Source organism: Micromonospora globispora (assembly GCF_003857015.1).
GTDB lineage: Bacteria > Actinomycetota > Actinomycetes > Mycobacteriales > Micromonosporaceae > Micromonospora > Micromonospora globispora.
In genome coordinates this window covers 1-17,109 of record NZ_QGGF01000403.1, presented here as the reverse complement: position 1 = coordinate 17,109, position 17,109 = coordinate 1, and the positions used below count along the sequence as shown (strand labels likewise).

The 17,109-nt window shown below is 70.2% G+C and carries 20 protein-coding genes; 2 read left to right on the top strand and 18 right to left on the bottom strand.

All coding sequences use genetic code 11. The features are described from left to right. The 17 genes from nuoE to paaA form a co-directional block, all read right to left on the bottom strand. Positions 1 to 852 (bottom strand): NADH-quinone oxidoreductase subunit NuoE (gene nuoE, locus DKL51_RS21540; protein ID WP_260428612.1); only part of this gene is annotated, 852 nt, incomplete at its 3' end. After that, positions 849 to 2,174 (bottom strand): NADH-quinone oxidoreductase subunit D, encoded by a 1,326-nt coding sequence (locus DKL51_RS21535; protein ID WP_109945474.1) that lies wholly within the window; start codon positions 2,172 to 2,174, stop codon positions 849 to 851. The genes DKL51_RS21535 and nuoE, both read right to left, overlap by 4 nt. Next, positions 2,171 to 2,905, bottom strand: a complete 735-nt coding sequence (locus tag DKL51_RS21530; RefSeq protein WP_109945473.1) for an NADH-quinone oxidoreductase subunit C — start codon at positions 2,903 to 2,905, stop codon at positions 2,171 to 2,173. The genes DKL51_RS21535 and DKL51_RS21530 overlap by 4 nt, the downstream gene beginning before the upstream one ends. Next, entirely contained in the window at positions 2,902 to 3,579 is a 678-nt protein-coding gene (locus tag DKL51_RS21525) for a NuoB/complex I 20 kDa subunit family protein (RefSeq protein ID WP_109945472.1), read from the bottom strand. The genes DKL51_RS21530 and DKL51_RS21525 overlap by 4 nt, the downstream gene beginning before the upstream one ends. A gap of 13 nt (positions 3,580 to 3,592) precedes the next feature. Further along, positions 3,593 to 3,958, bottom strand: coding sequence for an NADH-quinone oxidoreductase subunit A (locus tag DKL51_RS21520; RefSeq protein ID WP_109945471.1), 366 nt, complete (start codon positions 3,956 to 3,958; stop codon positions 3,593 to 3,595). 89 nt (positions 3,959 to 4,047) lie between these two features. Further along, positions 4,048 to 5,322: a geranylgeranyl reductase family protein gene (locus tag DKL51_RS21515; RefSeq protein WP_109945470.1), complete on the bottom strand. Its 1,275-nt coding sequence runs from the start codon at positions 5,320 to 5,322 to the stop codon at positions 4,048 to 4,050. A 135-nt stretch (positions 5,323 to 5,457) separates the two neighbouring features. After that, positions 5,458 to 5,688: a hypothetical protein gene (locus DKL51_RS21510; protein ID WP_109945469.1), complete on the bottom strand. Its 231-nt coding sequence runs from the start codon at positions 5,686 to 5,688 to the stop codon at positions 5,458 to 5,460. Between the two features lie 88 nt (positions 5,689 to 5,776). Then, on the bottom strand, positions 5,777 to 6,487 hold the full coding sequence (locus tag DKL51_RS21505; RefSeq protein WP_109945468.1) for a demethylmenaquinone methyltransferase: 711 nt from the start codon (positions 6,485 to 6,487) through the stop codon (positions 5,777 to 5,779). A gap of 142 nt (positions 6,488 to 6,629) precedes the next feature. Beyond that, positions 6,630 to 7,850: a hypothetical protein gene (locus DKL51_RS21500; protein WP_109945467.1), complete on the bottom strand. Its 1,221-nt coding sequence runs from the start codon at positions 7,848 to 7,850 to the stop codon at positions 6,630 to 6,632. A 282-nt stretch (positions 7,851 to 8,132) separates the two neighbouring features. Beyond that, on the bottom strand, positions 8,133 to 9,323 hold the full coding sequence (gene mqnC, locus DKL51_RS21495) for a cyclic dehypoxanthinyl futalosine synthase (protein ID WP_109965924.1): 1,191 nt from the start codon (positions 9,321 to 9,323) through the stop codon (positions 8,133 to 8,135). An 84-nt stretch (positions 9,324 to 9,407) separates the two neighbouring features. Further along, positions 9,408 to 9,818 carry a type II toxin-antitoxin system VapC family toxin gene (locus tag DKL51_RS21490; protein ID WP_124812419.1) on the bottom strand — a complete coding sequence of 137 codons (411 nt, stop codon included), beginning with the start codon at positions 9,816 to 9,818 and terminating at the stop codon, positions 9,408 to 9,410. Continuing rightward, a complete protein-coding gene (locus tag DKL51_RS21485) occupies positions 9,815 to 10,093 on the bottom strand; it encodes a type II toxin-antitoxin system Phd/YefM family antitoxin (RefSeq protein ID WP_109965926.1) in 279 nt (92 codons plus the stop codon). Before DKL51_RS21485 ends, DKL51_RS21490 begins: the two co-directional genes overlap by 4 nt. Positions 10,094 to 10,124: 31 nt before the next feature. Then, entirely contained in the window at positions 10,125 to 11,234 is a 1,110-nt protein-coding gene (paaE, locus tag DKL51_RS21480; protein WP_109945463.1) for a 1,2-phenylacetyl-CoA epoxidase subunit PaaE, read from the bottom strand. Continuing rightward, positions 11,231 to 11,704, bottom strand: a complete 474-nt coding sequence (gene paaD / locus DKL51_RS21475) for a 1,2-phenylacetyl-CoA epoxidase subunit PaaD (protein ID WP_109945486.1) — start codon at positions 11,702 to 11,704, stop codon at positions 11,231 to 11,233. Before paaD ends, paaE begins: the two co-directional genes overlap by 4 nt. Then, a complete protein-coding gene (gene paaC / locus DKL51_RS21470; protein WP_109945462.1) occupies positions 11,704 to 12,429 on the bottom strand; it encodes a 1,2-phenylacetyl-CoA epoxidase subunit PaaC in 726 nt (241 codons plus the stop codon). Before paaC ends, paaD begins: the two co-directional genes overlap by 1 nt. Beyond that, positions 12,426 to 12,746, bottom strand: a complete 321-nt coding sequence (gene paaB / locus DKL51_RS21465; RefSeq protein WP_423790597.1) for a 1,2-phenylacetyl-CoA epoxidase subunit PaaB — start codon at positions 12,744 to 12,746, stop codon at positions 12,426 to 12,428. The genes paaC and paaB overlap by 4 nt, the downstream gene beginning before the upstream one ends. Next, on the bottom strand, positions 12,743 to 13,810 hold the full coding sequence (paaA, locus tag DKL51_RS21460; protein WP_109945461.1) for a 1,2-phenylacetyl-CoA epoxidase subunit PaaA: 1,068 nt from the start codon (positions 13,808 to 13,810) through the stop codon (positions 12,743 to 12,745). The genes paaB and paaA overlap by 4 nt, the downstream gene beginning before the upstream one ends. Positions 13,811 to 14,177: 367 nt before the next feature. On the opposite strand from paaA, the gene DKL51_RS21455 reads away from it, so the two are divergent. Both DKL51_RS21455 and DKL51_RS21450 read left to right on the top strand, forming a co-directional pair. Then, positions 14,178 to 15,146: a hypothetical protein gene (locus DKL51_RS21455; protein WP_109945460.1), complete on the top strand. Its 969-nt coding sequence runs from the start codon at positions 14,178 to 14,180 to the stop codon at positions 15,144 to 15,146. Further along, positions 15,146 to 16,081 (top strand): serine hydrolase, encoded by a 936-nt coding sequence (locus tag DKL51_RS21450; RefSeq protein WP_109945459.1) that lies wholly within the window; start codon positions 15,146 to 15,148, stop codon positions 16,079 to 16,081. The genes DKL51_RS21455 and DKL51_RS21450 overlap by 1 nt, the downstream gene beginning before the upstream one ends. A 69-nt stretch (positions 16,082 to 16,150) precedes the next feature. Here the strand turns inward: DKL51_RS21450 and DKL51_RS21445 are convergent, their stop codons facing one another. Next, positions 16,151 to 17,002, bottom strand: coding sequence for a menaquinone biosynthetic enzyme MqnA/MqnD family protein (locus DKL51_RS21445; RefSeq protein ID WP_109945458.1), 852 nt, complete (start codon positions 17,000 to 17,002; stop codon positions 16,151 to 16,153). Positions 17,003 to 17,109 lie beyond the last annotated feature (107 nt).

Sequence of the window (17,109 nt, the reverse complement as noted above, 5' to 3'; positions counted from 1 at the left end):
GGTACGCACCTGCGGCGACTTGTCGTCCGGCGCCTTCACGTCCGGCGCGGTGCTGCCGGTCGCCGCGGCGGCCGGCGCGGTCTCGCCTGCGCCGGAGTTGGCGGCCGCGGGGGTCGCCTTCGTCGGTTCCGGCTTGGCGGCCTTGGCCTTCTCGGCGGCCTCGTCGGCCTCGGCCTTGCTGCGGATGGGGGTGTTCGGGTCGAAGCCCGGCACCGAGATGCCGTGCTGCTCGGCCAGCCGCAGACCCTGCAGGGTCGGCTCGCCCGGCCCGCCGTCGGCGACCGCGCCGTCGCGCTCGTCGGCGAAGCCGGCGAGCTGCACCGCCATCTCCTTCAGCGTGCAGAGCCGGGCACCCCGGGTCGGCATCGGCCGACCGCCCGCGCGCAGCTCCTCGACCACGCCGACCGCGGTCTGCGAGTCGACGCCGTCGAAGAAGTCGTAGTTGACCGTCATCACCGGGCCGTAGTCGCACGCCGCGAGGCACTCGGCGTGCTCCAGGGTGATCTTCCCGTCCTCGGTGGTCTCGTCGTGCCCGACGCCCAGGTGCTCGGCGAGGGTGTCGTAGACCTCCTGGCCGCCGAGCACGTTGCACATCGTGTTGGTGCAGACGCTGACCAGGTAGTCACCGGTCGGCTTGCGCTTGTACATGGTGTAGAAGGTGGCCACCGCGCCGACCTGCGCCTTGTTCAGCCCGAGCACCTCGGCGCAGAACTCGACGCCCGCCGGGGAGACGTACCCCTCCTCGGACTGCACCAGGTGCAGCAGCGGCAGCAGCGCCGAGCGGGACCGGTCGGCCGGGTAGCGAGCGATGATCTCCCGCGCCCGCTCCCGGGTCTCTTCACTAAAAGTCATCGGTCACAACCACCCATCACGGGGTCCAGCGAGGCGCCACCGGCGATCACGTCGGCGATCAGGCCGCCCTCGGCCATCGCCGGGAGGGCCTGCAGGTTGACGAAGCTCGGCTCCCGGTAGTGCACCCGGTACGGCCGCGTGCCGCCGTCGGAGACGGCGTGCACGCCGAGCTCGCCGCGGGGCGACTCGATGCCGACGTACACCTGGCCCGGCGGGACCCGGAAGCCCTCGGTGACGAGCTTGAAGTGGTGGATCAGCGACTCCATCGACTGGCCCATGATCTTGGCGACGTGCTCCAGCGAGTTGCCCATGCCGTCGACGCCGATGGCGAGCTGTGCCGGCCAGGCGATCTTGCGGTCGGCGACCATCACCGGGCCCGGCTTGAGCCGGTCCACCGCCTGCTCGACGAGCTTCAGCGACTCCCGGATCTCGGCGAGCCGGACCAGGTAGCGGCCCCACACGTCGCCGTCGGTGTGCGTCGGCACATCGAACTCGTACGTCTCGTAACCGCAGTACGGCATCGTCTTGCGCAGGTCCCAGGCGAGACCGGCGGAGCGCAGCACCGGGCCGGTGACGCCGAGCGCGAGGCAACCGGTCACGTCGAGCACCGCGACGTTCTTGGTCCGCTCGATCCAGATCGGCTGGCCGGAGAGGAGGTCCTCGTACTCCTTGAGCTTCTTCGGCATCAGCTTCAGGAACTCGCGGATCTTGACGATCGCGTCATCCGGTACGTCCTGCGCCACGCCGCCCGGGCGGACGTACGCGTGGTTCATCCGCAGGCCGGTGATGATCTCGAAGATCTCCAGGATGTGCTCCCGCTCGCGGAAGCCGTACAGCATCATGTTGATCGCGCCCAGCTCCATGCCGGTGGTGGCCAGCCAGACCAGGTGCGAGGAGATCCGGTTCAGCTCCATCATCAGGACCCGGATGGTGGTCGCCCGCTCGGTGACCTCGTCCTCGATCCCGAGCAGCCGCTCCACCGCCAGCGCGTACGCCGTCTCGTTGAACAGCGGGGAGAGGTAGTCCATCCGGGTCACGAAGGTCGAGCCCTGGACCCAGTTCCGGTACTCGAGGTTCTTCTCGATGCCGGTGTGCAGATAACCGACGACCGAGCGGGCCTCACGGACCGTCTCGCCCTCCAGCTCGAGGATCAGGCGGAGCACGCCGTGCGTGGACGGGTGCTGCGGCCCCATGTTGACGACGATCCGCTCGTCGTTGATCGGGTCGGTGCCGGAGACGACCTGGTCCCAGTCCCCACCGGTGACGGTGAAGACCTTGCCCTCGGTGGTCTCGCGCTCGGTCGCGTAGTTCGACGTCGTCACTGGTAGGACCTCCTCCGGTCGGGCGGCGGGATCTCAGCGCCCTTGTACTCGACCGGCACGCCACCCAGCGGGTAGTCCTTGCGCTGCGGGTGCCCCTCCCAGTCGTCCGGCATGAGGATCCGGGTCAGGTTGGGGTGGCCGTCGAAGATGATGCCGAACATGTCGTACGTCTCCCGCTCCTGCCAGTCGGCGGTCGGGTAGATGCTCGTGACGCTCGGCAGGTGCGGGTCCTCGGCGGAGACCGCGGCCTCCAGTCGCACGCGGCGCCGGTAGGTCATCGAGGTGAGCTGGTAGACGGCGTGCAGCCGGCGCTCGTCGGCGCCCAGGTAGTCCACCCCGGACACCGAGGAGCAGAGCTCGAAGCGCAGCGCCAGGTCGTCCCGCATCACCTGGCAGACCTCGGCGATCCGCTCCGGGCGGACGTGCAGGGTCAGCTCGCCCCGGTCGACCACGACCTTCTCGATCGCGTCGCCGAAGGCGGGGTACGCCTCCTCCAGCGCGTCGCGGACCTCGTCGAAGTAGCCGCCGTACGGCCGGGGGCTCTCCTCGATCGGCTTGCGCGGGCGGACCAGGCCGCCGAAGCCGGAGACGTCGCCGCTGCCGTGGATGCCGAACATGCCCCGGCCGGCCGGGCTGGCCGGTGGGTACTCGGCCGGGGCGCCACTGGTGGAGCCGACCGGCGTCGTCGGTACCGGTACGCCCCCACCCGGCTTCTCGCTAGGTGCGGTCACTTCACACCCCCGTGCTGGTGCAGGTGGTTCTGGGCCTTCATCCAGTTCTCGATCCGGAGCTGCTCCTCGCGCCCCTCGCGGACCGCCTTCGTCCACTCGGCGCGCCGGGCCTTGTCGTTGCGGTACGACGAGGGCATCGAGCCGTAGGGCACCACGGGAACGTCACCGCGCTCCTTGCGGGCCTCCAGCATCTTGCGGCCGTTCGGGCCCAGCGGCTCGTACATGATCTTCTCGCGCAGCTTGAGCACCGCGTCGATGAGCATCTCCGGCCGGGGCGGGCAGCCCGGGAGGTACATGTCGACCGGGACGATGTGGTCCACGCCCTGCACGATCGCGTAGTTGTTGAACATGCCGCCGCTGCTGGCGCAGACGCCCATCGAGATGACCCAGCGCGGCTCGGCCATCTGGTCGTAGATCTGCCGCAGCACCGGGGCCATCTTCTGGCTCACCCGGCCGGCCACGATCATCAGGTCCGCCTGCCGCGGCGAGGCGCGGAAGACCTCCATGCCCCAGCGGCCCATGTCGTAGTGCGGGCCACCAGCGGCCATCATCTCGATGGCGCAGCAGGCCAGGCCGAACGTGGCGCCCCAGACGGACGACTTCCGCGACCAGTTGACCAGCTTCTCCACGGAGGTGAGCAGGACGCCGGCGGGAAGCTTCTCCTCGATACCCATCTGCGTACCTTCCTCAGTCCCAGTCCAGGCCGCCGCGCCGCCAGACGTAGGCGTAGGCGACGAAGACCGCGACGATGAACATGACCATCTCCACGAAGCCGAAGATCGGCAGGGCGTCGAAGGAGACCGCCCAGGGGTACAAGAAGATGATCTCGATGTCGAAGACGATGAAGAGCATCGCCGTCAGGTAGAACTTGACCGGGAACCGGCCGCCGCCGACCGGCTGCGGGCTCGGCTCGATGCCGCACTCGTACGCCTCGAGCTTGGCCTTGTTGTAGCGGCGCGGCCCAGCGAAGCGCGCGGCGGCCACGGAGAACAGCGAGAACCCCGCGGCGAGGGCGAACAGCCCGATGATCGGTGCGTAAGGCGAGAGCGTCATCGTTGTCTCCTGCTCGTCCTTCCCTGCCCTGGGTGGTTGGCCAAATCACACTATTCACGTCCCACACGACCTCGTCGCGGGGGGTGGATCTATACCGCTGGGGCCACCTTCGTCATCGCGTTGATGACCCGGTCCATCGCGTCCCCGCCGCGCGGGTCGGTCAGGTTGGCCAGCAGCTTGAGCACGAAGCGCATCAGTGCCGGGTGCGGCATGCCGTGCTTGGTGGCGATGCGCATGATCTCCGGGCGGCCGATCAGCTTCACGAAGATCCCGCCGAGCCGGTAGTAGCCGCCGAAGCGGGCCTTCAGCTCCTGCGGGTACGCCATCAGCGCCCGCTCCCGCTCGGCGCCGGCCGGCCGGGCGAGCGCCTGCACCGCGACCTCGGCGGCCAGCTCGCCGGACTCCATCGCGTACGCGATGCCCTCGCCGTTGAACGGGTTGACCATGCCGCCGGAGTCGCCGACCAGCATCACGCCGCGGGTGTAGTGCGGCACCCGGTTGAAGCCCATCGGCAGCGCGGCGCCGAGGATCGGCCCCTCCGCGTTCGCCTCGTCGGTCATCCCCCAGTCCTCGGGGGTGTTGGCGAGCCAGTCGGTGAGCAGCCGCCGGTAGTTGGTCTTACCGAAGGCGGAGGAGGAGTTGAGGATGCCGAGGCCGACGTTCACCCGGCCGTCGCCGAGCCCGAAGATCCAGCCGTACCCGGGCAGCAGCGCGTCGTTGTCCTTGCCGCGCAGCTCCAGCCACGACTCCAGGTAGTCGTCGTCGTGCTTGGCGGGCGAGCGGTAGTAGCGCCGGACGGCCACGCCGATCGGCCGGTCCTCCCGTTTGGCCAGCCCGAGGGCGAGCGGGAAGCGGCCGGAGACGCCGTCCGCGGCAACGACCAGCGGGGCGTGGAAGGTGACCGGCTCCTTCTCCGGGCCGGACTCGCCCTGCACGCCGATCACCCGGCCGTCGGGGTCGAGCACCGGGTCGGTGACGGTCACGCTGGTGCGCAGCTTCGCCCCGGCCGCGATGGCGCGCTGGGCGAGCAGGTCGTCGAAGTCGAGCCGGGTGCGGACCAGGCCGTAGTTGGGGAAGCTGGCCAGGTCGGGCCAGTCCAGTTCGAGGCGTACCCCGCCGCCGATCACCCGCAGGCCCTTGTTGTGCAGCCAGCCGGCCTCGGGCGAGGTGTCCACGCCCATCCGGATGAGCTGCCGCACGGCACGTGGGGTCAGCCCGTCGCCGCAGACCTTCTCCCGCGGGAACTCGGTCTTCTCCAGCAGCAGCACACGTACGCCGTGGCGCGCCAGGTGGTACGCCGTCGCCGATCCTCCGGGACCGGCGCCCACGACGATCACGTCGGCGTCGTTCTCCACCGCGGTCATCTGCGCCTCCTCCCCGCATGCTCGTGAAATGCTTCACAAGCCGATCGGGTTGGAGTCTATGACCGGGGTTACACCGGTAGGCGGTGAGGGGTACCTAACTTGCCAGAAACGCGCCGGTGGGCCTCCTTCTCGGCGTCACGGGCGGGCCGGGGAGGCGGCGTCCAGACCGGCGTCGTGCCGGATCGCCTCGGGCAGGTGCTCGCGCAGCGCTCCCCCGGCCGCGCGGTCGAGCGCGGCCAGCACCTCGGCCACCACCTGACGGACGTCGGCGGGATCCGCGCCGGCCAGCTCCTTGAGCTGCGCGATGAGTTCCGCGGCGTCGTCGTCGACGGTCGCGTCCACGTCCGCCCGGTCTGATCCCCTCATGGGGCGAGCCTACGGGGCAAAGTGGACCGCTAGGGGATATTTCCGAAAAAAGAGGCTTGAGTCCTCTTGGACCGGCACTGCCCCCGGGTCAGTCGCGGACGGCGCGGTGCAGCGCGACGACCCCGCCGGTGAGGTTGCGCCAGGCGACCCGACCCCAGCCCGCACCGGCGATCCGGCTGGCCAGCGCCGCCTGATCCGGCCAGGCCCGGATCGACTCGGCGAGATAGACGTACGCGTCCGGGTTGCTGGACACCGTGCGCGCCACCGCCGGCAGCGACCGCATCAGGTACGACAGGTAGACCGTGCGGAAGGCCGGGTTGACCGGCGTACTGAACTCGCAGACCACCAGCCGCCCGCCCGGCCGGGTGACCCGGGCCAGCTCGCGCAGGGCGGCGTCGGTGTCGTTGACGTTGCGCAGCGCGAAGGAGATGGTCACCGCGTCGAACACGCCGTCGGCGAAGGGCAGCTTCAGCGCGTCACCGGCCAGCAGCGGCACCTGGGGGCGGGTGCGCTTGCCGGCGTACAGCATCCCCAGCGACAGGTCGGCGCCCACCGCGTACGCCCCGGAGTGCGCCAGCTCCTCGGTGGAGACGCCCGTGCCGGCTCCCACGTCCAGCACCCGCTCGCCCGGTCGGAGGCCGAGCGCCTCCCGGGTCGCCCGCCGCCAGAACCGGTCCTGCCCGAAGGAGAGGACGGTGTTGGTCAGGTCGTAGCGGGCTGCCACGCCGTCGAACATCGCGGCGACCTCGTGCGGCTGCTTGTCCAGGCTGGCGCGCTGGCCCTGTGGGGTACGGCTCACCCCTCCACTCTGCCAGCCGTACCGCGAACCGCTGTCGACGGGTCGCGCCCGCGGACGACAGCAGGGGCGGGATGGTGACCCATCCCGCCCCTGCTGCCGTGCGTTATGTGAACGGCCCGCGCGGGCCGATGGAGGACGACCGTCAGGCGGTCGGCTTCTCGTCGCCCGGGGTCACCAGGACCACCCGGCGCCGGCGGGCGACCAGGAACATCGCCCCACCCGCGGCGAGCACTGCCGCGCCGATGCCGCCGATCAGACCGGCCTTGGCGCCGGTCACCGGCAGGCCACCGTCGTCGTTGCCGGTGTCGTCGCCACCACCGGAGCCGCCCTGGGCGGCCACGACGACAGCGTAGCCGTCGGTGTTGTCGCTGGTGTCCAGGTCGGTGGCCTGGACCGCGGTCATGTTGTCCGGCATGGTCTTGATCTCGATCGACTGCGCCGTGATGGTCTTCTCCGGCATGATCGGCTCGACCGAGACGGTGCCGCCGGTCAGCGCGCCGGCCTTGACGTCCTCAGCCACGGTCAGCAGGTGGTAGAAGCGGCCACCGGCGGTGACGTTGTCACCGTCCTTCGTGTCCTGCTCCTGCGGGACGAACGGCAGGTTGGCGTAGGTGCAGACCAGCGACGTCTTGTCCGCGTCGTACTCGCAGTCGTCCTCGGCCTCGGTGAAGGTCACACCCTTGGGCAGCTTGACCGAGACCTTGAGGCCGGCGGTGGCCAGGTCGCCCTGGTTCCACGCGGTGTAGATGAGCGCGGCGGTGTCCCCGGCGTGCAGGTCACCGCCGAACTGCAGCTTGCCGTTCTTGACCGTGACGGCGTTCTTGACGTCGTCGGCCATGACGGCGAGGTCGGCGCCGCTCTGCTTGGTGAACTCGATGGTGGCGGACTTGGTGTTGTTGTCCGCGTTGGTGTCGTCCTTCGAGATGAGCGTGAAGCTCACCGGGGCGCTGTACGCCTCCTTGAGGTCGACGAGCTTGAAGAGCACCACCGGCAGGTCGATGGTCTCGCCCGCGCCGGGCAGACCGTCGGTGGTGGCGAAGCAGGTCCAGGCGGTCGGCTTCTGCTGGGTGCCCTCGAGCTCGCAGCCGTCGACGGCCGGGACCGGGGCGACCTTGGTCCAGTCGACCTTGGACACGTCGGCACGGACGGCCAGCTCCGACGGGGTGTTCTCGCCCTTGTTGGTCACCTTGACGAACGCGAGCTTGCCCTCGACGCCGTCGGCGACCCGGGTGCCCACCACGTCGAGCGAGAGGTCCGTCTCGGTGCCAGCGGCCTGGGCGGGCGCGCCGAGGGCGGTGAACGCACCAGAGGCGAGCAGCGCTGCGGCGCCGAACCGCACCAGCGGCCGGTTACGGAAGATCATGGAAGGAGTCCCCCCGTGGGGTGAAGGAAAGGTACGAGCGGGCACGTTAGCGGTCCGCGATCACCCTCGCCACCCCCCGCGCCGAGCGTTCTTCACCTGCACGGCTAAGCGTCACTTAAGGATTGTCCGGATTGATAGGTCTTGCTGCCTGCAGCCCCGGCCATCGGTCCGGCGAACGGGCAGCGAGATCCCGCCTTTCGGCAGTCAACCATTGGCCGTTCGGCTGAGCGTCCCGAGGTCCGCGACGTCACAGAGCGTGCCGGAAAGGGCGCGGGACGTGGGTCAGTTGACCTCGACGAGCGGCAGGGACTTCCCCACCCCGCCGCCCGGCAGGGCGATCGAGGAGAAGTGCGAGACCACCCGCTCGTCGCTCGGGTCGTCGGCCGGCGTCCAGTGCACCGCGAGTCGGTTGTAGAGGGTGTCCCGCTGGGCCGGGATCCGGTCCGCGGAGCGGATCATCCCGATCAGCTCGTGCAGGTTGGAACGGTGCCGGGCACCCGCCGAGGAGATGACGTTCTCCTCCAGCATGATCGAGCCCAGGTCGTCCACCCCCATGTGCAGGGCGAGCTGCCCGACGTCCTTGCCGGTGGTCAGCCAGGACGCCTGCAGGTGCGGAACCGTCTCGAAGAAGAGCCGGGCCACCGCGACCAGCCGCAGGTACTCCAGGGTGGTGGCCTGGGTACGGCCCTTGAGGTGGTTGTTCTCCGGCTGGTACGTCCACGGGATGAACGCCCGGAAGCCGCCGGTGCGGTCCTGCACGTCGCGGATCATCCGCAGGTGCTCGATCCGCTCGGCGTTCGTCTCGCCGGTGCCCATCATCATCGTGGCGGTCGATTCCAGGCCCTGGCGGTGGGCCAGCTCCATGACCTCCAGCCAGCGCGCGCCGGACTCCTTCAGCGGCGCGATGGCCTTGCGCGGCCGGTCCGGCAGCATCTCGGCGCCGGCACCGGCGATCGAGTCCAGCCCGGCCGTCTTGATCCGGGCGATGGCCTCGTCCAGGCTGACGCCGGAGACCTTGGCCATGTGCAGGATCTCGCTCGGGCCGATCGAGTGGATGGCGAGCTGCGGGTACGCCTTCTTGACCGAGGAGAAGAGTTCCTCGTAGTACTCCACGCCGTAGTCGGGGTGGTGGCCGCCCTGGAGCATGACCTGGGTGGCGCCCAGCTCGACCGCCTCGCCGCAACGGCGCAGGATCTCCTCGGTCGAGTGCGTCCAGCCCTCCTTGTGCTTGGGGGCCCGGTAGAACGCGCAGAACTTGCACGCCGTCACGCAGACGTTCGTGTAGTTGATGTTGCGGTCGATCAGGTACGTGACGATGTTGTCCGGGTAGCGCCGCCGGCGCACCGCGTCCGCCGCCTCGCCCAAGGCGTGGAAGGGCGCCTCGGTGTAGAGCAGCAGGGCTTCCTCGGGCGTGATCCGCCCGCCGTCCGCGCCGCGCTGCAGGATGTCGTCGATCTCCCGGCTCACCGTCACGCCTCCGAGGGTACGTCGCCCATTCCGGGCGCCGACACGCCACCTCCACCCTCGGTGCCGGAAGCCCCACGGCGGCGAGCCGGTTCAATCCATGCCTGGGCTGGCCACCGGAAGACCCGCGTCCTTCGCCGCATCCAACAGACGACGGTCGTACGTCACGAAGGCGGCGAAGTCGGAGCGGGCCTGGCGGGCCAGGATCTCCGCGGTGGCGAGGTGGATCGCGTCCAGGCTGCGCAGCAGTGGCTCAGGGTAGGCGGCTGCGGCGGAGCGGACCGTCGCATCGATCTCGACCCGGTACAACCGGGAGAGGACCGAAGGGACACCCACCAGCGCTTGCGGCGCCGCACGACGGAGCGCCCGCGGCACCTCGACCTCCACCAGGGCGGACGCGACAAGTGACATCCCCGACCGGTCATTGAGCCAGGTGACGAGTTCTTCCGTCGCCGCCTCACGACGGAGCAACTTGATGACCGCCGCCGAATCCAGGTAGATCACCAGCGTTCCTCGTCCCGGTACTCGGCCAGGGCCGCCGCAACGTCCTCAGCGGGATCGCCGAGGACCGGCGGCATGGGCAGCGGTCCGGTCGACGTAGGTGCGGTCGCCCGGCCCTCTGCCACGAGACGACCCAGGAGGGCGTCACCAGCCACGATGGGCACGAGACGTGCGATGGGCTCTCCGCGATCCGTGACCTCGACCGTCTCTCCGGCACGCACGCGCGCCAGCACCCGGCTGGTGTGCTGGTTGAGTTCCCGGATCGCGATCTGCTCCATGCGGCAAGTGTAGAACGAATTGTTCTACACGTCACGCATCGTAGTCGACGATGACCTTGTCCGTGGTCGGGCTGGACTGGCAGGTGAGGACGTAGCCGGCCGCCACCTCGTCGGGCTCCAGGGCGTAGTTGCGGGCCATCGTGACCTCGCCCTCGACGACCTTGGCCTTGCAGGTCGAGCAGACCCCGCCCTTGCAGGCGTACGGCAGCTCGCCGCGGACCTTCAGCGCCGCGTCCAGCACCCGCTCGTCCCGGCCCATGGTGAAGCTCGACGACCGGCCGTCCAGCACGATAGTCACTTCGGCGCCGGCACCCGGCTCGTCCGCCGGACGGCGCGGCGGCTCCGGCGGCGCGTCGACGTGGAAGAGTTCGGTGTGCACCGCCGGCTCCGGCAGGCCGCGCCCGGTCAACACCGCCTTGGCGTCCACCACCATCCCGTACGGGCCGCAGAGGAACCATTCCTCGATGGCGTCCCCGGGCACGATGGTGTCCAGCAGCCGGCCCAGCCGTTCCGCGTCGATCCGCCCGGAGAGCAGCGGCGACTCGCCCTGCTCCCGGGAGAGCACGTGCACAAGGTGTAGCCGGGTCGGATAGCGGTCCTTCAGGTCGGCCAGCTCCTCGGCGAACATCACCGTGTTCGCCGTGCGGTTGCCGTACACGAGGGTGAAGGTGCTGGCCGGCTCGACGGCGAGCGCGGTGGCGACCAGCGAGAGCACCGGGGTGATGCCGGAACCGGCGACCACCGCGCCGTAGTGCCGCACCCGGTCCGGCGCGAACGCGGTGGTGAAGTGCCCCAGCGGGGGCAGCACCTCGATGGTGTCGCCGCCACGCAGGGCGCCGCAGGCGTACGCGGAGAAGGCGCCGCCGGGGATCTCCCGCACCCCGATCCGCAGCCGGCCGTGCCGGGCCAGCTCGTCCGGCGTCGAGCAGATCGAGTACGACCGCCGCACGTCCTCCCCGTCCTCACCGGTACGCCGCACGGTCAAATGCTGGCCGGCGGAGAACGCGAAGGTCTCCCGCAGCTCCTCCGGTACGGCGAAGGTGATCACCACGGCGTCCGCGGTGAGCCGGTCGACGGCGGCGACGTGCAGCGGGTGGAAGGCCGGCCGGCGACGGACCGGTCGGGTGATGGTGACAGTCACAGCGCCTTCACATGGTCGAAGGGTTCGGAGCAGGAGCGGCAGCGCCAGAGCGCCTTGCACGCGGTGGAGCCGAAGCGGCTGACCTCCTCGGTCTCCGGCGAGCCGCAGCGCGGGCAGCGGACCGCGAGGGTCAGCGGCACCACTTTTCCCGCCCGGGTCGGGGCGGGCGGGGCGATGCCGGCCGCCGTGAGCTTCGCCCGCCCGGTTTCCGAGATCCAGTCGGTGGTCCAGGCGGGGCTGTAGACCGTCCGGACGTCGGCGTCCGGGTGGCCGGCCGCGGCGAGCGCCCGGCGGATGTCGGCCCGGATCACGTCCATCGCCGGGCAGCCGGTGTAGGTGGGGGTGATGGTGACGACGACCCGGCCGGTGGCCGGATCCTCCTCGACCGCCCGCAGGATGCCGAGCTCGTCGATGGTGATGACCCGGATCTCCGGGTCCACCACCGACGCCGCAGCCTCCCTCGGGGTCATCACCACTGCGCTCCGGGATGCGCGCGGTGCAGCACCTGCATCTCGGCGAGCAGGTACGACAGGTGCTCGGTGTGCACCCCGTCCCGCCCGCCACCGGGCGTCCAGCCGTGCGCCGGGCGGATCAGCGTGGCCTCGGACAGCACGGCGGAGACGGTGGCGTCGAAGTCGGCCCGCAGGGTGGCCGGGTCGACCGGCGCCGCCGGATCCGCCGTGAAGAGTTCGTGGGTGTACGGCCAGACCTCGTCGACCGCGGCCTGCATCCGGCGGTGCGACTCCTCGGTGCCGTCACCGAGCCGCTTCACCCACAGCGAGCTGTGGTCCAGGTGGTAGGCCGACTCCTTGCGCGCCTTGGCGCCGATCGCGGCCAGCCGCTCGTCGGCGCAGCCGGCCAGCGCGGTGTAGAGCGGCAACTGGTACGCCGACAGGAAGAACAGCTTCGCCATGGTGATCGCGAAATCGCCGTTGGGCAGCTCGACCAGGAGGCAGTTGCGGAACTCGCGGTCGTCGCGGAGGTACGCCAGCGCGTCCTCGTCCCGCCCGGCGCCCTCCAGCTCGCCCGCGTACGTGAGCAGCAGGCGGGCCGCGCCGAGCTGGTCGAGGGCGATGTTGGCCAGCGCGATGTCCTCTTCCATCTCCGGCGCGCGGCTGGTCCACTCGCCGAGCCGCTGCGCCGCGATCAGCGCGTCGTCGCCGAGCCGGAGGGCGAAGTCGAAGGGGCCGGTCACAGGTGGGCCACCCCGTCCGGCACCTCGTAGAAGGTGGGGTGGCGGTAGACCTTGTCGGCCGCCGGGTCGAAGAAGGCGTCCTTCTCGTCCGGGCTGGACGCGGTGATCGCGCTCGCCGGCACCACCCAGATGGAGACACCCTCCTGGCGGCGGGTGTAGAGATCCCGGGCATTGCGCAGGGCCAGCTCGGCGTCCGGGGCGTGCAGGCTGCCGACGTGGGTGTGCGACAGCCCGCGCCGGGCCCGCACGAAGACCTCCCAGAGAGGCGAAGGACCGCTCATGCTGAGCTGATCGGTTCGCTCGCTACGCTCGCTCACGCCGCAACCTTCTCCTTCTTCTCCGCCCGCTTGGCGGCGTACGCCGCGGCGGCCTCGCGTACCCAGGCACCCTCGTCGTGGGCGCGGCGGCGGTGTTCCATCCGCTGCCGGTTGCACGGCCCGTTGCCCTTGATCACCTGCATCAGCTCGTCGTAGTCCGGCTGGGTGTAGTCGTACGACTGCCGTTCGTCGTTCCAGCGCAGGTCCGGATCGGGAAGGGTGAGGCCGAGCACCTCGGCCTGCTGCACGCACATGTCGACGAAGCGCTGGCGCAGCTCGTCGTTGGAGAAGCGCTTGATCTTCCAGGCCATGGACTGCGCGGAGTGAGGGGACTCCGCGTCCGGCGGGCCGAACATCGCGAGCGACGGGTACCACCAGCGGTCGATGGCGTCCTGGGCCATCGCCTTCTGCGCCGGGGTGCCGTGCGACAGGGTGTACAGGATCTCGTACCCCTGGCGCTGGTGGAACGACTCCTCCTTGCAGACCCGGATCATCGCCCGCGCGTACGGCCCGTAGGAGCAGCGGCAGAGCGGGACCTGGTTGACGATCGCCGCGCCGTCCACCAGCCAGCCGATCGCACCCACGTCGGCCCAGGTCAGCGTCGGGTAGTTGAAGATCGAGCTGTACTTCTGCCGGCCGTTGAGCAGCAGCTCGACCAGCTCGTCGCGGCTGACGCCGAGGGTCTCCGCGGCGGCGTAGAGGTAGAGGCCGTGGCCGGCCTCGTCCTGCACCTTGGCGAGCAGGATCGCCTTGCGCTTGAGCGAGGGGGCCCGGCTGATCCAGTTCCCCTCCGGCTGCATGCCGATGATCTCGGAGTGGGCGTGCTGGGCGATCTGCCGGATCAGCGTCTTCCGGTACGCCTCCGGCATCCAGTCCCGGGGCTCGATCTTCTGATCGGCGTCGATCACGTCGGCGAAGTACGCCTCGAGATCCTCGTCGGGCGTCGGACCGCCGCGCCGCGCCCGGGCAGCGGCCTCCCGGAGCGCCGCCTCCGCCGCCTCCACCTCGCCGAGCAGGCCACCGCCGGGACCGTCCTCCGGCGGGGAGAAGTCGTTGCCATACATGAGGCCAGTGTTACAGCTTCCGCTCGAAGACACCAGAGGGTGTAACAGGATTCCGCTCGCACCTTCCGTCACCGGATGACCGCTTACGGTTGTCGGCCCTGACCTGCTTAAACCTGTGAGTTGGGACACCCGCGAATCGTGAATCCTCGCAAGCGCGGCATAGCGGCCGATTGTCCCGGCTTCATGGTGAGTTGCCAGGCGTCGGGCTCTGGCGTCCGGCCTGTCCGGAAGTAGACTTCCCCCCGCAACCGATCGGCTGCGGACGATCGCCGCCAGTACGAAGGCCAATCCCCCGGCCTCGGCGGTCAGGCCGAACCCACTCGGAAAAGCCGGTCCCCCCGGCCAGACATCTGGAGCTCACCCACTCATGCGATCTCGCGTGACCATGGTGCTCGCCATCGTGGCGGTCCTTCTCGGTGGCGTCCTGCTGGTGCCCGCCGCGTACGCGCGTCTCTCCGGCGGCGACGGCCTCGCCAGCATCGGCGGCCTCGGCGGGCTCGGCGGCGGGCAGAACGTTCCCGCACCCACGCCCACCACACCGCCCCCGCCGACCCTGGCCAACGCCCCGGTCTCGGTGAACTTCAGGGGCGAGTTCTTCTCCTGGGCGCTGATGGACCGGACGACCGGAAAGATCAGTGGCGCGAAGAACATGACCCAGACGAACTCGACCGAGTCGATGATCAAGATCTGGTTCGCCTCCGACTACCTCAAGCAGCTCGGCGACAAGCCGCTGAGCGCGGAGCGAAAGCGGCAGATCAGCACGGCGATCCGGGACAGCAACGACGACTCCGCCAACGCGCTGTACAAGGCGGACGGTAGCGCCGCCTCGATCCGCCGGATGATCAGCACCTGCCGGCTCACCGACACCAAGCCGGGCAACGTCCCCGGCTACATCGGGTGGTGGAGCTTCACCCGGATGTCCCCCCGGGACGCCGTCCGGCTCGGTGACTGCGTCGCCGACGGCAAGGCCGCCGGGTCGAAGTGGACGAAGTTCGTGCTGGACGAGATGGCCAAGGTCCGTGGCAGCGTCGACGACCAGCAGGATCGTTCCGGCGGTGGCCGCTGGGGCATCATCGACGGCCTGCCGGAGTCCATTACCAGCCAGGGGCCGGTGAGCATGAAGAACGGCTGGACCCCGCTCAACTACGACGGCAACTGGCACGTCAACTGCCTGGCCATGACCGACAAGTGGAGCTTGGTGGTGATGCTGCGCTATCCGCAGAGCAGCGGCCTGAAGTACGGCGCGAAGGTCTGCGCCAGCGTCGCCACCCAACTGGTGACCCCGCAGCCCGGCGCCGCTCTCAAGGTGCCGCAGCAGCCGATCGGGAAGCTCTAATGGCCGGCAGTCGGCGCCGGCCTGGCAGCCGGACCCGGCCGCTGACCGCCGCCGCCGTCATCGCGATCCTGGTCGGGCTGGTGCTCGTCGGGCTGCGGCTGGTCCCCGGTTCCCCGCTGCGCCCGACCGCGGGCTCCCAGCTGGGCTCATCGAGCGGCCGGTCCACCGGTACGCCCACCGACCGCAGCACCCGGGCCGAGCCGACGCCGTCGCCGTCCCCCTCCCTCGAACCATTGCCCTTCCAGGACCAGGATCTCGACCTCAACATCAAGGGCTGGTACGCCTGGAGCGTGCTGGACAAGCGCACCGGCGAGATCATCGGTTCGAAGAACATGGCCCAGACCAGCACCACGGCCTCGATGATCAAGTCCTGGGTCGTCGCCGACTACCTGCGCCGCTCGGCCGAGGCCGGCCGAACGCCCAGCGACGCGAAGCTCGACGATGCGACCCTGATCATCCGGGACAGCGACAACACCCGGGCCGAGCAGTTCTACAACAGCGTGGGTCGTTCGGCCTCGATCAAGCGGCTCATCTCGATCTGCAAGCTCACCGACAGCAAGCCGGCCGCCGACGGCGGCTGGAGCCGGACCAACCTGTCGCCGCGGGACACCGCCCGGCTGGGGCTGTGCATCTCCGACGGCCGGGCCGCCGGTCCCAAGTGGACGAAGTGGCTGCTCAACGAGATGCGACAGGTCCGGGGCGTGGGTGACTTCGGCATCCGCAAGGCGTTCCCGGCCGCCGAGCAGAAGACCATCGCCATCAAGAACGGCTGGATCGACCGGCAGCGCGAGCAGGAGATGCACATCAACTGCCTGGCCATCGGGGACACCTGGACGATGGGCGTGATGGTCCGCTACCCGATCAGCATGGGTTACGAGTACGGCATGAAGAACTGCCAGAAGATCACCGAGGCGTTGCTCCGACCGGCCACCTGAGCCGGCGCGCTACGCGATGTGGCGGTGTCCCGAACCTGGAACACCGCCACTTTGCTGTAGATGGGCGGCTCAGCCCTGGAAGAACTCCGGGCCGCCCTCGGGCAGCGCGGGCGCCTCGCCGATCGCGGCGGCCCGCCGGGCGAACTCGCGCAGCCCGGCCACCTGCCGCTCGCCGAGGGAGAAGTCGAGGGTGCGGAAGTAGGTCGCCAGGGTGGCCGCGTCGAACGGCTCCCAGCGGGCCGCCGCCTCGGCGACCTGGTCCAGCTCGGCCAGGCAGAGGTCACGGGAGCGCAGGAACGCCTGGTGCACCTCCTTCACCAGGCCCGGGTGGGCGGCGGCGAAGTCGCGGCGTACCGCCCAGACGGCGAAGACCATCGGCAGGCCGGTCCAGGTGCGCCAGGCCTGCCCGAGGTCGGTCACTTCCAGGCCCCGGCGCGGCGCCTCGTAGAGGGCGCGCAGGGCCACGTCACCAATCACCACCCCGGCGTCGGCCTCCAGCAGCATCTGGGTCAGATCCGGCGGGCAGCGGAAGTACTCGGGGCGGACGCCGTACCGCTCGCCGAGCAGCAACTGGGCGAGGAGCACGCCGGTCCGGGAGGTGGAGCCGAGGGCGACCCGGCGGCCGTCCAGCTCGCTGAGGGGCTTGGTGGAGACCACGTTGACCGACAGCACCGGGCCGTCGCTGCCGACCGCCAGGTCGGGCAGGAGCAGCAGTTCGTCGGCGTGCCGCAGGTACTCGACGTTCGAGATCGGCCCGATGTCCAGGTCACCGGCGACCAGCGCGGCGTTCAGCCGGTCCGGCGAGTCCTTGTGCAGGTCGACGTCGATCAGCGCGCCGGACCGCATCAGCCCCCAGTAGATGGGCAGGCAGTTCAGGAACTGGATGTGTCCCACGCGGGGACGGGCGATGCGGTCGGCCATGACCCCGACCGTATCCCCGCCCGCCCACGCCGGCTCACCGGGAGGGCACCGGAGTGGCCAACTCCGCATCGGCCGTACCGGCCGGAGTCGCCGGCACGGCCCCCGCG